Below are 15,125 nucleotides of genomic sequence, written 5' to 3'. Positions count from 1 at the left end.
ATAAGATATGGAAGTAATTGGAAAAATTAAATTAATTAACGAAACACAAACTTTTGGAACTAGCGGATTTAGAAAACGTGAAGTGGTTGTAACAACAGATGAGCAATATCCTCAAATGATTATGGTTGAGTTTGTACAAGATAAATGTGATTTATTAAACAGCTATAAAGTAGGACAAGATGTAAAAATCTCTATCAATTTACGAGGTAGAGAATGGATAAACCCAGAAGGAGTAGCTAAGTATTTTAACTCAATTCAAGGATGGAGAATCGAAGCAATGCAAGCTGCAGCGCCACAAGATTTACCTCCAGTAGATCAATTTCAACCAGCTGATACTACAACTTCTGCTGAACCAGACGATTTACCTTTCTAGGAAAACCGTAATAATTTTTAAAAAGCAACTTTATGCTGAATTCATTTCAGTATTTGGTTGCTTTTTTATTTTTAATACTTTTGAATAATGATTTGGCTAACAGATAAAATTGAATTTCCAAAACCAGAAACGACTTCTGAAGAAGGCGTGATTGCTTTGGGCGGAGATTTATCTGAAGAACGTTTAAAGTTGGCGTATCAAAACGGAATTTTTCCTTGGTATTCTGAAGGCGAACCAATTGTTTGGTATTGTCCGCTAAAAAGAATGGTGTTATATCCAGAAGAATTAAAAGTTTCTAAATCGATGCGAAAAATTATCAAAAAAGGAAATTTTACAATTACAGAAAATACCGCTTTTAACGAAGTTATTTTTAATTGTAAACACATTCTTAGAAGTGATGATTTTGGTACTTGGATAACCGATGAAATGGAGCAAGCGTACATTAATTTACATAAAAAAGGAATTGCAAAATCTGTAGAGGTTTGGTTTTACGATACAGCAACAAAAAAACAAATTTTGGTTGGCGGTTTGTACGGAATTGATTTAGGAAATGGAATTTTTTGTGGAGAAAGCATGTTTAGTTTGATGAGTAATGCATCAAAACTGGCGTTTATTCATTTAATACAAAACCATAATTACAAGCTAATAGATTGTCAAATGTATACAGATCATTTAGCAAGTTTTGGCGCAAGAGAAATTTCTAGGGAGGAGTTTTTGGAAATGCTTTAAATTTTAATTTTTTAAAGGCAATTTTTCAGCAGGTCTAAATTCTGTAATTCCTTTTTCTTTGATTGTTTTTTCAATTTCTTTAATGGTTGTAGGAACAAAAGCACTCATATTTTCTACACCAGTTGCAGTAATAACCGCAACATCTTCAATTCGTACATACAAGCGTTCTTCTGGAATCCAAATCATTGGATCAATTGTAAAAACCATGCCTTCTTTTAATTTAACATTTCCACGAACTCTTCCTACATCATGAACTCCCATTCCAACTGGATGTTGAAAATGCCCTCTAAATGTTACACCATTTTGTACTGCTTTTAAATGATTTGGATTTGCAAATTTCTTTCCCTTTAAATAGTTTTTCATGTCTGCTGAAGCTTTGTCTAAAACGTAATTAGCAGTTACACCCGGTTTTATGTATTTAAATAAAGCATCTTTATACGCAATGATGTATTCGTATAAGGCAGTTTGCGCTTTGTCAAATTTTCCGTTTACAGGCCAAATTCTAGTAACATCACTTGTGTAGTATTTGTAGTCAGGCGCGTAATCCATCAAGACCAAATCACCATTTTTTAAGACGTCCGTTTTATGAAAATAATGCCCCATGAAAGCATTAGTTCCTCCACCAATGATTGCGGGATATGCATCTCCTTGGGCGCCGTGTTGATAAAAAACATATTTTGCTGCTGCTGCTAATTGGTATTCATACACTCCAGCTTTGGTAGATTTCATTGCTTCAATAATTGCCAAGCCAGCAATTTGGGTTGCTTTTCTAATAATGTCAATTTCTTTTTTGCTCTTTATCAAACGCATGTCATCTAAAGTTGGAGACAAATCTTTGATTACAAACTGAGGAAAGCGTTCATTTAACAATCGTTTAAAATGCGCTTCTCTTGATGCTTGTCCGTCCCAAGGATCTGATGCAGCTCTTGCTTGTCCGTGAACCAATTCATCTCTACTATCTGTTCCAGTTTCTGCTGGACTTAAAGGCGTATATAAAATTGGAACTCCATCTTTTATCAATCCAGATCCTGCTAAATCAGACGATAAAAACTCAATTGCTTTAACTTGATTTACTCCTGTAAGTTTGATAATTAGTTCTGCATCTTCTGCAGATAATATTTTTCCTTGACTGCGTTCTCTTCCCATATCTCTATGAGGTAAATACAAGGTTGTGGTTTTTCTTTTTCCGCTGAATAATAAATACGCATGACCCGTTTCAATTCCGGTTAAATAATAAAAAGTATTTGTTTGTCTAAAGGCTTCAAATCCATCGACACTTCTTGCACCTTGAATTAATGCAATTCCGTTTGGACCAATTGCATCGAGAATCTTGGCTCTACGTTCTTGAAAATCTTGAATTGAAAAATCTGTTTGGTAATAGTGTTTTTCTTGGGCTTGAATACTTATTGGCAGTAAGAAAGAAAATAAAAAAAATGCTTTAAAGATGTAGTTTGTTTTCATACTTATTAATTAGGTTAGCGTTTTTCTGCTGTTGTATTATAAGAAGCAATTTAAGGTATTTTTAATGTTTATTCCTCTTTTTATTTTTTTGAGCAAATTTTATCAATTTTCCAAGATTTTTATCTTTCTTTTTTTTGTCTTGTGTCGTAGATTCGAAGAATTGTTTTTCGCGTTCCATTTTTAAATAATTGTCATAACTATCTTCATCAATTTCTCCATCTTCAATGGCACCTAAAATTGCACAACCATTTTCGTGAATATGTGTACAATTGGAAAATCGACATTGTGTTGCCAATTTAAAAATAGTTTTAAAAGTGTTTTCTAATCCACCAGAATTCTCAGTAATTCCGACTTCTCGCATTCCAGGATTGTCAATAATAATCCCTCCATTTTCTAAAACGATCAACTCTCTATGTGTTGTTACATGTTTTCCTCTGTCAATACTTTCGCTAATTGCTCCAGTTTTCATCAGTTCTTCTCCAGAAATAGAATTGATTAATGTTGATTTTCCAACACCAGATGAACCCAATAAACAATAGGTTTTTCCTTTTTCGATTTTCGATTTTATGTTGTCAATTCCAATATTGGTCTCGTTACTAATCGGAATGATTTCTGTATTTTTTACTCGGTTAGAAACCTCTTTTAAGATCGCTTCTAATTCCGTTTCAGAAATCAAATCAATCTTGGTTAAAATAATTATTGGAGTAACATTGGAAGCGTTACAAATGGTTAAGTAACGTTCTAACCTGTTGATGTTAAAATCTCTGCTTATTGCTTGTACAATAAAGCCAACGTCAATATTTGTTGCAATAAGTTGTTTTTCTCCGTGTTTGCCAACAGCTTGTCTTTCTATTTGAGAATTTCTTTTATAAACATGATGAATTAGTGCCTTATTGGTATCGTATTCAGATATGGCAACCCAATCACCAACAGCAGGGAAATCACTTCTTTCGGTTGCAGTAAAACGTAAATTACCAATCAACTCAGCTTCAAAATCTCCAGTTTCATTTTTTACAACATAACGTTCTTTATGTTCTGTAATGACTCGAGCAATCTTAAAATTTGACAAGTTATTTTTAATTCGATAATGTTCTAATTCGGTTGTGTATCCTAAATCTTCTAACTTCATTTTTGCATTCTTAAAACTTTCTGATTGGTTTCTTCCATCACATATTCTTTGATCACTTTAAAACCATATTTTTCATAAAAAGGTTTTCCGATTTTGTTTTTTTCAAAAACGTCTACTTCTAAAGTATCATGAAACTGACTGATGTGTTTTACTAGCGCGGTTCCAACCCCTTTTGATTGCTGATTTGGATCAACAAATAATCCTCCAATTTCATTATTTTGCATCGCAATAAAACCAATAATGGTTCCAGATTCTATATACACCCAAGTATCAGAATTTGGTAAATACATCTCTTTCATCGCTTTTTTTACCATTTGATGAAATTCATCTACTAAAAAAGGATGTGCAATTAAGGCTGCAGCTTCCCAAATTTCTAGTAACCTTAGAATCTCAGTTTCTTTATATTTTCTAATCATTTTTATACTTTTTTATCAATTGATTTTTTATCTTTTCTAAAGGATATTCTTCAAAAGAAGAAAGATAGTTTAAAGCGATTCCATCTATTTCTGCTATAAAAACATAACTTAAAAGCGTGCTTTTATTGGGGTCAGTTTCATCAAAAATAGACTGCACGGTGTTGAATAATTGAGCTGCCCTTTCTTTAATTTGATTTTCTAATATTTGCCTCGTTGATGGCTGAAACATGATGTTTAAATTCAATAGATAAAACAGTTTGTTATTTTCAAGTTGAAAGAAAACAAGATTGATAATGTCAATTAGTTTGCCTTGTTTCGCTTCTGAAGTGGTACTGCTTAAATTGATCATCTCTAAAGTAGATTGTTCATAAATGGCAATTAATATTTCTTCTTTAGATTTAAAATGATGATACACCAACCCTTTCGAAACATTAGCATTTTCACAAATAGCGGCAACAGAAGTTTTTTCAAACCCTTGATGTGCAAAGAGATTTGTTGCAGTTTCTAATATAAGTTCTTTTTTAGTTTTCATTTTTAATAATACAAACCGACCATTCGGTCTGTAAAAATAATCTTTTTTTTTAAATTAGAAACTATATCTTTGAATACTTAAAGATAAAACCACAATTGATGGGAATAAAAACGACACAAAAGCAAGTTGATGATTGGATTCAAAACCATGGAGTTCGTTATTTTAACGAATTAACAAACATGGCGCAATTGACAGAAGAGGTTGGAGAAGTAGCACGAATTATTGCGCGACGTTACGGGGAACAAAGCGAAAAAGAAAGCGATAAATCAAAAGATTTAGGAGAAGAACTGGCAGATGTTTTGTTTGTTACCTTGTGTTTGGCAAATCAAACAGGAGTTGACTTACAAGCTGCTTTTGAGAAAAAATTAGATATTAAAACAAAGCGTGATCACGATAGGCATCACAATAATAAAAAACTACAATAATGACGATATTAGAAAAAATGAAATCACCAGGCTTCTGGACAAACGTATTTAAAATAGCGTTGCCTTTTTTTATATTAGTAACGGTAATTTCATTATTTATGAACAGTTGGCGAGAAATTTTTGCAGGCGATTTTGCAAAAGTAAACGAAGCAAATTTTACCGATGGAAAATGGCAACGGTTTTTCGCTTTAAAAATAATAATTAGTTATTTTTACGCGTTGTATGTTGCACTTAAAAAGACGAAATAAACAAAAGAGGCTTTTAAGCCTCTTTTGTTTTCATTTTATATCTTTTATTTATCTATCTGAATCAAATCAATTTGACTGTCTTTTACTTTTTGATTCAATTGTTTTACTTGGTTGTCAAACAAGACATACAGCTTCGATAATTCTTTATCAATTTCTTTAGTGATTTCATTTTTAAAAGCAATTGCTTGATCAGTTGGTTTGTAAGTTCCCATTCTTGTGAGCGAATTTAAATGCGCTAATTTATTATTTAATCGTATCGGAAAGTTCAATGGATCTTGACCGCTTTTACTTTTTGTTTGATATAATGTAGTTTCAATTTTTGTAATTTTTTTTGTCAACTCATCAGCAAAAGACAATAACTCTTTGTGTTTTTGTTTCTCTTTAATTGAGCTTTTTAACGTTTTAATCTGCGCTTTTACGTTACCAACATTTATCAAAGCTTTATGAATCTCTGAAATTTTAGTATTGATGTCATTGATGAAATCGAATTGTAATTTCATATCCGCCAAAGAATTTTCGGAAACAGGATTCTTTAAAATAGTAAATGGTTTTTCTAAAGTAGTTTTATTTGCAGTTAAACCAACTATGTAATTCCCTGGTAATGCCATTGGACCGTTTAAAGAAGCCCACCATAAAATCATTCCTTTTACTTTTGTTGCATCAGGATACATCATGTTCCAATAAAAAACATTGCTACCTTTTTTAACGGATAGCTTTTTCTCGTTTTCTTTTGCATTTGGATGCGAACTGAATTTCTGAATCACTTTTTTAGAAGCATCATAAAAGGATAATGAAATGGTATCTTTTTTAGAAAATTCATTCACATTAAAATACACCGCAACTCCACCAGGGTGATTTGTTCCTTCGGTTTTTGAAGTTCTACCATTTCCGCCACTTAATTGATAACTAGCTTTTGGCGTAAATAAGGTTACTTTTTCTTTCGTTAAATTTGTTGTTAATTGATGAATTGGTGTTAAATCATCAATCATCCAAAAAGATCTACCTTGAGTTGCAGCAATTAAATTATCGTCTTTAATCGCCAAGTCTGTTATCGGAACAATTGGTAAATTCAATTGAAATTTTTCCCAATTAGCACCATCGTTAAACGAAATATACATTCCTCTTTCTGTTCCTGCGTACAATAAGCCTTTACGTTTTGGATCAGCTCTTAAAGTTCTTGTGAAATCTTCACTTTCAATACCGTTTACAATTAATTTCCATGATTTTCCGTAGTTTTCTGTTTTGTAGATATATGGTTTGTAATCGCCAGATTTGTATTTTGTCCCTACAATATAAACACTCCCTTTTTCAAACGGATTTACTTCAATAGAATTTATCATCATCCACTCTGGCATCTTTTTAGGCGTTACATTTTTCCAATTTTTTCCGCCATCTCTAGTTACATGAACCAATCCATCATCAGAACCTGTCCAAATTAGATTTTTTTCTGTTGGAGATTCTGCAACAGCAAAAATAGTTCCGTAATATTCTACTCCAGTATTGTCTTTGGTAATTGGCCCACCAGAAGGGCCTAAAGTTTTAGGATCGTTTCTTGTTAAATCTGGACTGATTAATTCCCAAGATTGCCCTTCGTTATAGGTTACATGTAAATGATTTGATGCAGCATATAATTTGTTCTTTTGATTTGGAGAAAATAGCACAGGAAAATTCCATTGAAAACGATATTTAAAATCTTCAGCTCCGTGCCCCATCGGATCATCTGGCCAAACATTAATTGCTCTAGCTTCACCAGTTTTATGATTTTTTCGAGTTAAAAAACCGCCATAACTTCCACCATATACAATATCATTATTATTTGGATCAATTGCTATGTGAGCACTTTCTCCACCTGCAGTCGATTCCCAATCTCTATCCGTAATAAACCTCCCTCCGGTTCTATGCGAAATCCGTACGGTCGAATTGTCTTGTTGTGCACCATAAATTCGATACGGAAAATGATTATCGGTTACAACTCTATAAAATTGTGCTGTAGGTTGATTGTTCATGGTTGACCAATTGATTCCTGCATCAAAAGAAATTTGAGCACCACCATCATCGCCAATTATCATTCGTTGATTGTCTTCTGGAGCAATCCATAAATCATGATGATCTCCATGTGGAGCATTAAATGTTTTATACGATTTCCCTCCATCAGTAGATTTATGATAGTTAACATTTAAAACATAAATACTATTTTCATCTTTTGTGTCTGCATATAAACGGGTATAATACCAAGCTCTTTGTCTTAATTTACGTTCGTTATTTATTAATTTCCAAGTTTTTCCTGCGTCTTCAGATTTATAAACCCCACCGTCTTTGTTTTCTACTAATAACCAAACAAAATCAGAATTTACTGGAGAAACGGTAACACCGCTAATTCCCCATATCCCTTTTGGTAAACCTTTGTTTTCTGAAATGTTATTCCAAGTTTCTCCACCATCTGTACTCTTCCATAATGCAGAACCATCGCCACCACTAGATAAACTATAAGGTGTTCTTCTAACATTCCAAGTAGTTGCGTATAAAACGCGCGCATTATTTGGGTCAATAATCAAATCAATTACACCTGCATCTTTATTTGCAAATAATACTTTTTTCCAGGTTTCTCCTCCGTCTATAGATTTATACACACCACGTTCGTCAGTAGATTTGTATAAATCTCCCATTACTCCGGCATACACAATATCTGCATTTTTAGGATGAATTCTAATTCTTGGAATGTGTCTAGAATTTGACAATCCCATATGTTTCCATGTTTTTCCTGCATCAACTGTTTTCCAAATTCCGTCTCCAGAAGAAACATTTCCTCTTACTGTTTTTTCTCCGTTTCCTACATAAATAACATTGTTGTCCCATTCGCTAACAGCAACCGAGCCAACTGAACCGCCAAAAAAACCATCAGAAATATTGGACCAGGAATTTCCTGCATCTGTAGTTTTCCATACTCCACCACCAGTTGAACCCATATAAAATAAATTTGATTTCCCAGAAACCCCAGTTACAGCAGCACTTCTTCCACCCCTAAAAGGACCGATGTTTCGCCATTTTATTGCGCTATAATTTTCTTCAGAAAATTTGGTAGTATTCTTTTGTGCATTAACTTTGTGGCTAGTAGCAATAAGAAGTATCGCCACTGATAAAATTAAGTTTTTCATAAATATTAGTTTGATTAATGGTTTCTAAAATTACAAATTTTTAACGAATACAATATTGATTTTTAATCTATCAACAAATAAGAGAAAATTGAATGCAGAAATTGCAATTTCTGGTTCTAAAAGTGAATCTAATAGATTGTTGATTTTGCAACAACTAATTGATGGTTTAGTAATAGAAAATGTTTCAGACTCTGATGATTCTAAGTATTTAGAAAAAGCATTAAACTCTACGGTTGAAACCATTGACATTGGTCATGCCGGAACGGCTATGCGTTTTTTAACTTCCTATTTTTCGATCAAAGAAGGTAGAGAAGTTGTTTTAACGGGTTCTGAAAGAATGCAAAATAGACCGATTGAAATTTTGGTAAATGCGTTGCTAGATTTGGGCGCAACCATTTCTTATGAAGATAAAATAGGGTATCCACCAATTCGTATAAAAGGAACGAAATTGACTAAAGATAAAGTTCAAATAAATGGAAATGTGAGCAGTCAATATATTTCTTCTTTAATGTTAATTGCTTCGAGTTTACCAAATGGTATAGAAATTGAGTTGTTAGGTAAAATTACTTCTGTTCCGTATATAAACATGACGTTAATTTTATTGCAAGAACTCGGAATTGAAGCAAGTTTTGTAGAAGATAAAATCATCATAAAACCTTTTCACTCATCAATAACAAAAAAGATAATTGTAGAATCTGATTGGAGTTCTGCATCGTATTTTTATAGTCTTATTGCTTTGAGTGCTATTGGCTCAGAAATCAAATTATCATCTTACAAAGAAAATAGTTTGCAAGGCGATTCTTGCTTGGAAGAAATTTATCAACATTTTGGAGTTACAACTACTTTTAAAGAAGACTCAATTGTACTTGAAAAAACGAATGTCATTTCGAGCAAAGTCGAGAAATCTCATTTAGAAGTTAATTTGAGTAACGCTCCAGACATTGCGCAAACAATTGCTGTTACTTGTTTCGGATTGGGAGTTTCTTGTGAGTTAACAGGTTTGCATACCTTAAAAATTAAAGAAACAGACAGATTGGTTGCTTTAGAAAACGAATTGATAAAATTAGGCGCAACTATTTCTGTAACAAATGAAAGTTTAACGCTGAAAAAATCTACAAAAATCAACTCGAATATTGCAATAGAAACTTACAAAGATCATAGAATGGCAATGGCTTTTGCTCCGTTAGCAATCAAAGTACCAATCACCATTTTAGATGCAAATGTGGTAACCAAGTCATATCGAAATTTTTGGAAAGACATGCAACAAATAGGTTTTCAAATAGACTCAAATTAAATTAAACAGCAAAACACTTGACAACGCCTATTTCGATGTCGTATATTTGCCAGCATTCTTAGAAAAATAAGCACATGAAATTATCGAATTTTAATATTGAATTGCCAAATGAATTATTGGCAAAATTTCCAGCAGAACACAGAGACGAATCTCGTTTAATGGTGTTAAACAGAAAAGAACAAACGATAGAACACAAAAGATTTAAAGACCTGATTGATTATTTTGATGAAGGTGATGTGATGGTTTTGAATAATACAAAAGTATTTCCGGCTAGAATGTTTGGAAATAAAGAAAAAACCGGAGCACGTATCGAAGTGTTTTTGCTAAGAGAATTAAATCAAGAAAACAGATTGTGGGATGTTTTAGTAGATCCAGCAAGAAAAATTAGAATTGGAAACAAATTGTTTTTTGGAGAAGATGATAGTTTAGTTGCAGAAGTAATTGACAATACAACTTCTAGAGGTAGAACTTTACGATTTTTATTTGATGGTTCTTATGAAGAATTTAGAGTAAAATTATTGGAATTAGGACAAACTCCATTGCCAAAAGAGATAGACAGACCTGTTGAAGAATCTGATACAGAACGCTATCAAACAATTTATGCAAAACACGAAGGGGCTGTTGCAGCGCCATCAGCAGGATTACATTTTTCTAAACATTTAATGAAGCGTTTAGAAATTAAAGGTGTAGATTTTTCTGAAGTTACCTTACATGTTGGTTTAGGAACTTTTGCTCCAGTTGAAGTTGAAGACTTATCGAAACATAAAATGGATTCTGAGCAAATTATTATTTCTAATGAAACATCAAAAAGAATAAACGACGCTTTAAATAATAAAAAAAGAGTTTGTGCTGTTGGTACAACAGTAATGCGTACAATTGAATCTTCAGTATCATCAAACGGAAGATTAAATGCTTTTGAAGGTTGGACAAATAAATTTATTTTTCCTCCGTACGATTTTAGCATTGCAAATTGTATGATTACAAACTTCCACAAATCTAAATCTACGTTATTAATGCAAGCTGCCGCTTTTGGTGGTTACGATTTTGTAATGGAAGCATACGAAGTAGCAATTAAAGAAAAATACAACTTCTCTTCTTACGGAGATGCTATGTTGATTATATAATTTGAATATTTAAAAATTCAAGAATTGAAAAACTGGTACTTTTTAAGCTACCAGTTTTTTAATTTAACTTTACAACTTAAACTTTTAGTGTGAAAAAAAAGAAAGACATACGCGCATTAACCAAAGATCAATTAAGAGACTTTTTTGTAGAAAACGGAGATAAAGCTTTTCGTGGAAATCAAGTTTATGAATGGTTGTGGGGAAAAGTGGTGCATTCTTTTGAAGACATGACAAATATCTCTTTAGAAACAAGAGAAATGTTGCAAGACAATTTTGTTATCAATCATATTGAAGTTGATAATATTCAGCGAAGTAAAGACGGAACCGTAAAAAACGCCGTTCGTTTACACGATGGTTTGGTGGTAGAATCTGTATTGATTCCTACAGATACAAGAACAACAGCTTGTGTTTCTAGTCAAGTTGGTTGTAGTTTAGATTGCAAGTTTTGTGCAACATCGCGTTTAAAGAGAATGCGGAACTTAAATGCGGATGAAATTTACGACCAAGTAGCAGCCATCAACAAAGAAAGTTTGTTGTATTACAATCATAAATTATCGAATATTGTGTTTATGGGAATGGGAGAACCATTGATGAATTACAATAATGTGATCAAATCGATTGAAAAAATCACTTCCCCAGAAGGATTGGGAATGTCGCCAAAAAGAATAACCGTTTCTACTTCTGGTGTGCCAAAAATCATTAAAAAAATGGCGGATGATGAAGTGAAATTTAATTTAGCAGTTTCTTTGCATTCTGCAATTGATGAGGTAAGGACTTCTATAATGCCATTTAATGCAACGTTTCCATTGAAAGATTTAAAAGAATCCTTAGAATATTGGTACGAAAAAACGCAACGGAGAATTACCTACGAATATGTTGTTTGGGGTGGAATTAACGACCGAAAAGAAGACATTGAAGCATTGATTAAATTCTGTAGTTACGTGCCGTGTAAAGTCAATTTGATAGAATACAACCCGATTGATGATGGCGAGTTTCAACAAGCAAGTCCGCAAGCAATTAACAATTATATTTCTAATTTAGAAATGCACGGAATTGTAGTAAATGTGCGTCGTTCTCGTGGAAAAGACATTGATGCGGCATGTGGCCAATTGGCAAATAAATCATAGAGAAATTATGGGGCTGTTCGAGCATTACTGAAATCAAAATATATTTTGATTGAAAGTAGCAAACGAAGTTTTCGAGAACTTCTTATGATAGAAAATTTCCTTACTTTTGATTTTAAAATATAGACCTCTCGACTCCGCTCGAGGAGACATGAATAATCGATGAAACCTGTAGAGCAAATAAAACTTCCTATTAAAAACGAAATGGAACTCTTTGAAGAGAAGTTCAAAGAATCGATGCTGACTAAAGTTCCGTTGCTAAACAGAATTACCTATTATATTGTTCGTAGAAAAGGAAAACAAATGCGTCCGATGTTTGTTTTTTTAGTCGCAAAAATGGTTTCTGAAGGGGGGTTTGATGAACGGACATATCGTGGAGCTTCTGTTGTAGAATTGATTCATACTGCTACTTTGGTACATGATGATGTTGTTGATGATAGCAATAGAAGAAGAGGTTTTTTCTCTGTAAATGCACTTTGGAAAAATAAAATTGCTGTTTTAGTAGGCGATTTTTTATTGTCTAAAGGATTATTGCTTTCTATTGATAATGAAGATTTTGATTTGCTAAAATTGATTTCTATCGCGGTTCGAGAAATGAGTGAAGGCGAATTATTGCAAATAGAAAAAGCACGTAAATTAGATATTACCGAAGAGGTGTATTTTGAAATAATCCGTAAGAAAACAGCAACTTTAATTGCTGCTTGTTGCGGAATTGGAGCAGCTTCTGTTGGTGCAAATCAAGAAACGGTTCAGCAAATGAGAAAGTTTGGTGAGTGTATCGGAATTGCTTTTCAAATTAAAGATGATTTGTTCGATTATACGGATGACAAAATTGGAAAACCTACCGGAATCGATATCAAAGAACAAAAAATGACCTTGCCTTTAATTTATACCTTAAATAATAGTTCTGAAAAAGATAAAAACTGGATTATCAATTCGGTAAAAAAACACAACAAAGACAAAAAACGCGTAAAAGAAGTCATCACTTTTGTAAAAGAAAATGGAGGAATTGAATACACCATTGCTAAAATGAACGACTACAAAAATAGAGCGTTAACTATTTTAGAAAACTACCCAAAATCTCCTTATAAAGATTCACTTATTCAAATGATAGATTACGTTGTGGAACGTAAAATTTAATTGCTTATTACTCCAAAGTTAACTCTCTGTCCTTTGGGTATTTTACAGAATATCTTAAATTCAAATTTTTAGTAGAACTCGGATTCAACTCAAATCTCCATAAAATTTCTCCATTTTCTGCATTAAATTTACCAGTGTTAGATTTATCTAATTCTACTTTAATTTCTTCTAAAGTAGAAACTGGAATTTGATCAAAAATAGAAATGCTAATTTTTTGAGATTTATTATTTTTTATTGAAATATTCCAAGCTCTATTTTCTTGTTTTTTACTTCCAATAAATTGTCTAGTTGTAAAATCTTTCGTTTTTTCTCTGTTTACAATGATATTTTTATCTCTACCTAAAGAGATTTTTAATTTATCAGTAATAAAACGAGTGTCTAATAAAGATTTACCAATATACGTTCCTTCAAAATAAATATTAGCTTCTCCTTCCAATAAATTTAGTTTTTCCCAATTGTCTGCGTAGGCAATAAGAAAAGCATTTTTATCAATTTTTGGAATGCTATAATATTGATAATCTACATTTAATTCATACGTTTTCATTCCGACAGAATAATTCTTATTATCAGATTTTAAAGAATATGGGGAAGCAATTTCAAAATTAACAGTTGTTTGATTTAAAACTTGGTTTGTTGGAATTGAATAGTTATTTTCTTTTTTTCTCGAATCATTAGTAATTTGAACACCAGAAATTTTTCCCTTTAAAACAGAAGTGAGAGTTTTTTCATTTCCGTATCCTGTAACAACAACTTCATCTAAAACATTTGCGTCTTCTTTCATTTGAACATTTATATTAGAACTATAAATATTTCTTTTAACTGTACTGTATCCTAAATAAGAAAAAGTTAAAGTTGAAGCATTTTTTGGAATTGTGATAGAATAATAACCATCAAAATTTGTTTCAGTTCCAATGGTTGTTCCATCAATTAAAACACTAACTCCTGGCAACGCGCCGCTATTATCAGAAACAATTCCTGAAACAGTTTTAATGTTTTTTGTATATACTGGTGGAAGCGAATTGTAATTTAAAAAATACGTTTTTAATTCTGGCGCTTCGCTTGAAACACTTGGATCTGATGATGAAAAACTCAGTTTTACATTGTCCCAATCTACTTTTGTGTTCTGTTTTACATTTGCTTTATACACTAAATGTAACGGACTATTAATGTCTTTTACTCTAATGTCATACGTTGGAAACCAACCTGCATTTGCAACATTATACACCAATTCAAGTTGAATAGTTGTTGTTTTTGTTGTTTTTATTTTTACTAAAGCTTCACCAGAAGCAAACTCTTTTTTAGTTGAAAAACTATTAATTTGGTTATTAATATCGCTAAAATTTTTATTGATTGAGCTTATACGTTCATTAATTTTTAAAGCTTCTAATTTTAACGCTTTGTATTTAGCTCCATAATAGGTTGCAGCATTTTTAAGATTAATTGCTGTTAAAGTTTGGTTTTTACCTCCAATATTTCTGTTAGATTGTAAAAATTTAGTTTCTTCTACATTGATATTTAGCAACGTCTTTTCTAGCTCAAGTTTTTTGTGAATAGTTTTTAAATCAGTCTCAAGTTTTCTTATTTCATCACTTTTGGTTTGCTTATCTAAATAATTTTTCTCAAAATTTACAGACTGAATTTCAACATCATTTGTTGTTTTAACTTGAATGCTTTTTCCATCAATAAAAGGAGAAAGTTTGGTAAATCTTAAAATGGTAGTTCCTTTGTTAATTATTACTGTTTTCTTTCTTGTTATTTGAGCACTTTCAAGAAAAACAGTAACTTCATTTACTTTTGAAGTAACTTCTTTTTCTAAATTTATTTGAGAATAAATAGAAAGTGAGCTTAAAAAAGCTAGTATTAAAATATATTTTTTCATAGCTGGAGGTTTTTAATATAAAAATAGTAATAATATTTTGATGTTTGTTACAATTTCAAAATGTATTCGTTTAATAAGTAAGTAAACTAATAAAAC

14 protein-coding genes are annotated in these 15,125 nt (G+C 31.9%); 8 read left to right on the top strand and 6 right to left on the bottom strand.

All coding sequences use genetic code 11. The features are described 5' to 3' along the window. Positions 1–7 precede the first annotated feature (7 nt). Together ACEWL1_RS01425 and aat are read left to right on the top strand one after the other, a co-directional pair. Positions 8–373, top strand: coding sequence for a DUF3127 domain-containing protein (locus ACEWL1_RS01425; protein ID WP_409231502.1), 366 nt, complete (start codon positions 8–10; stop codon positions 371–373). An 87-nt stretch (positions 374–460) separates the two neighbouring features. After that, complete coding sequence (gene aat / locus ACEWL1_RS01420) at positions 461–1,102, top strand: leucyl/phenylalanyl-tRNA--protein transferase (RefSeq protein WP_409231501.1); 642 nt, start codon at positions 461–463, stop codon at positions 1,100–1,102. 3 nt (positions 1,103–1,105) lie between these two features. Here the strand turns inward: aat and ACEWL1_RS01415 are convergent, their stop codons facing one another. The 4 genes from ACEWL1_RS01415 to ACEWL1_RS01400 all read right to left on the bottom strand — a co-directional run bounded on the left by ACEWL1_RS01415 (position 1,106) and on the right by ACEWL1_RS01400 (position 4,640). Continuing rightward, on the bottom strand, positions 1,106–2,563 hold the full coding sequence (locus tag ACEWL1_RS01415; RefSeq protein ID WP_409231500.1) for an aminopeptidase P N-terminal domain-containing protein: 1,458 nt from the start codon (positions 2,561–2,563) through the stop codon (positions 1,106–1,108). Between the two features lie 61 nt (positions 2,564–2,624). Then, the gene (gene rsgA / locus ACEWL1_RS01410) at positions 2,625–3,692 is read right to left on the bottom strand and encodes a ribosome small subunit-dependent GTPase A (RefSeq protein ID WP_409231499.1); all 1,068 of its coding nucleotides are present in this window, start codon (positions 3,690–3,692) and stop codon (positions 2,625–2,627) included. Beyond that, a complete protein-coding gene (locus ACEWL1_RS01405; RefSeq protein ID WP_409231498.1) occupies positions 3,689–4,108 on the bottom strand; it encodes a GNAT family N-acetyltransferase in 420 nt (139 codons plus the stop codon). The genes rsgA and ACEWL1_RS01405 overlap by 4 nt, the downstream gene beginning before the upstream one ends. Then, positions 4,101–4,640, bottom strand: coding sequence for a TetR/AcrR family transcriptional regulator (locus tag ACEWL1_RS01400; protein ID WP_409231497.1), 540 nt, complete (start codon positions 4,638–4,640; stop codon positions 4,101–4,103). Before ACEWL1_RS01400 ends, ACEWL1_RS01405 begins: the two co-directional genes overlap by 8 nt. 98 nt (positions 4,641–4,738) lie before the next feature. Here ACEWL1_RS01400 and ACEWL1_RS01395 point away from each other — a divergent pair, with 98 nt between their 5' ends. Further along, positions 4,739–5,065 carry a nucleotide pyrophosphohydrolase gene (locus ACEWL1_RS01395; RefSeq protein ID WP_409231496.1) on the top strand — a complete coding sequence of 109 codons (327 nt, stop codon included), beginning with the start codon at positions 4,739–4,741 and terminating at the stop codon, positions 5,063–5,065. Beyond that, entirely contained in the window at positions 5,065–5,313 is a 249-nt protein-coding gene (locus tag ACEWL1_RS01390) for a hypothetical protein (RefSeq protein WP_409231495.1), read from the top strand. Before ACEWL1_RS01395 ends, ACEWL1_RS01390 begins: the two co-directional genes overlap by 1 nt. A gap of 44 nt (positions 5,314–5,357) precedes the next feature. Here the strand turns inward: ACEWL1_RS01390 and ACEWL1_RS01385 are convergent, their stop codons facing one another. Then, the gene (locus ACEWL1_RS01385; protein ID WP_409231494.1) at positions 5,358–8,468 is read right to left on the bottom strand and encodes a WD40/YVTN/BNR-like repeat-containing protein; all 3,111 of its coding nucleotides are present in this window, start codon (positions 8,466–8,468) and stop codon (positions 5,358–5,360) included. Positions 8,469–8,556: 88 nt separating this feature from the next. Between ACEWL1_RS01385 and ACEWL1_RS01380 the strand changes: the two genes are divergently transcribed. The 4 genes from ACEWL1_RS01380 (at position 8,557) to ACEWL1_RS01365 (ending at position 13,150) form a co-directional block, all read left to right on the top strand. Then, positions 8,557–9,762 (top strand): 3-phosphoshikimate 1-carboxyvinyltransferase, encoded by a 1,206-nt coding sequence (locus ACEWL1_RS01380; RefSeq protein ID WP_409231493.1) that lies wholly within the window; start codon positions 8,557–8,559, stop codon positions 9,760–9,762. 74 nt (positions 9,763–9,836) lie between these two features. After that, entirely contained in the window at positions 9,837–10,886 is a 1,050-nt protein-coding gene (gene queA, locus ACEWL1_RS01375; protein ID WP_409231492.1) for a tRNA preQ1(34) S-adenosylmethionine ribosyltransferase-isomerase QueA, read from the top strand. Positions 10,887–10,975: 89 nt separating this feature from the next. Next, on the top strand, positions 10,976–12,013 hold the full coding sequence (gene rlmN / locus ACEWL1_RS01370; protein ID WP_409231491.1) for a 23S rRNA (adenine(2503)-C(2))-methyltransferase RlmN: 1,038 nt from the start codon (positions 10,976–10,978) through the stop codon (positions 12,011–12,013). 159 nt (positions 12,014–12,172) lie between these two features. Continuing rightward, complete coding sequence (locus tag ACEWL1_RS01365) at positions 12,173–13,150, top strand: polyprenyl synthetase family protein (RefSeq protein ID WP_409231490.1); 978 nt, start codon at positions 12,173–12,175, stop codon at positions 13,148–13,150. A 7-nt stretch (positions 13,151–13,157) separates the two neighbouring features. On the opposite strand, the gene ACEWL1_RS01360 is transcribed toward ACEWL1_RS01365, so the two are convergent. Further along, positions 13,158–15,029, bottom strand: coding sequence for a mucoidy inhibitor MuiA family protein (locus ACEWL1_RS01360; protein WP_409231489.1), 1,872 nt, complete (start codon positions 15,027–15,029; stop codon positions 13,158–13,160). Positions 15,030–15,125: the final 96 nt, after the last annotated feature.

Source organism: Polaribacter gochangensis, assembly GCF_046224025.1.
Lineage (GTDB): Bacteria > Bacteroidota > Bacteroidia > Flavobacteriales > Flavobacteriaceae > Polaribacter > Polaribacter gochangensis.
Note: the sequence above shows the minus strand (reverse complement) of the source record. Positions and strands in the feature narration are given on the sequence as shown.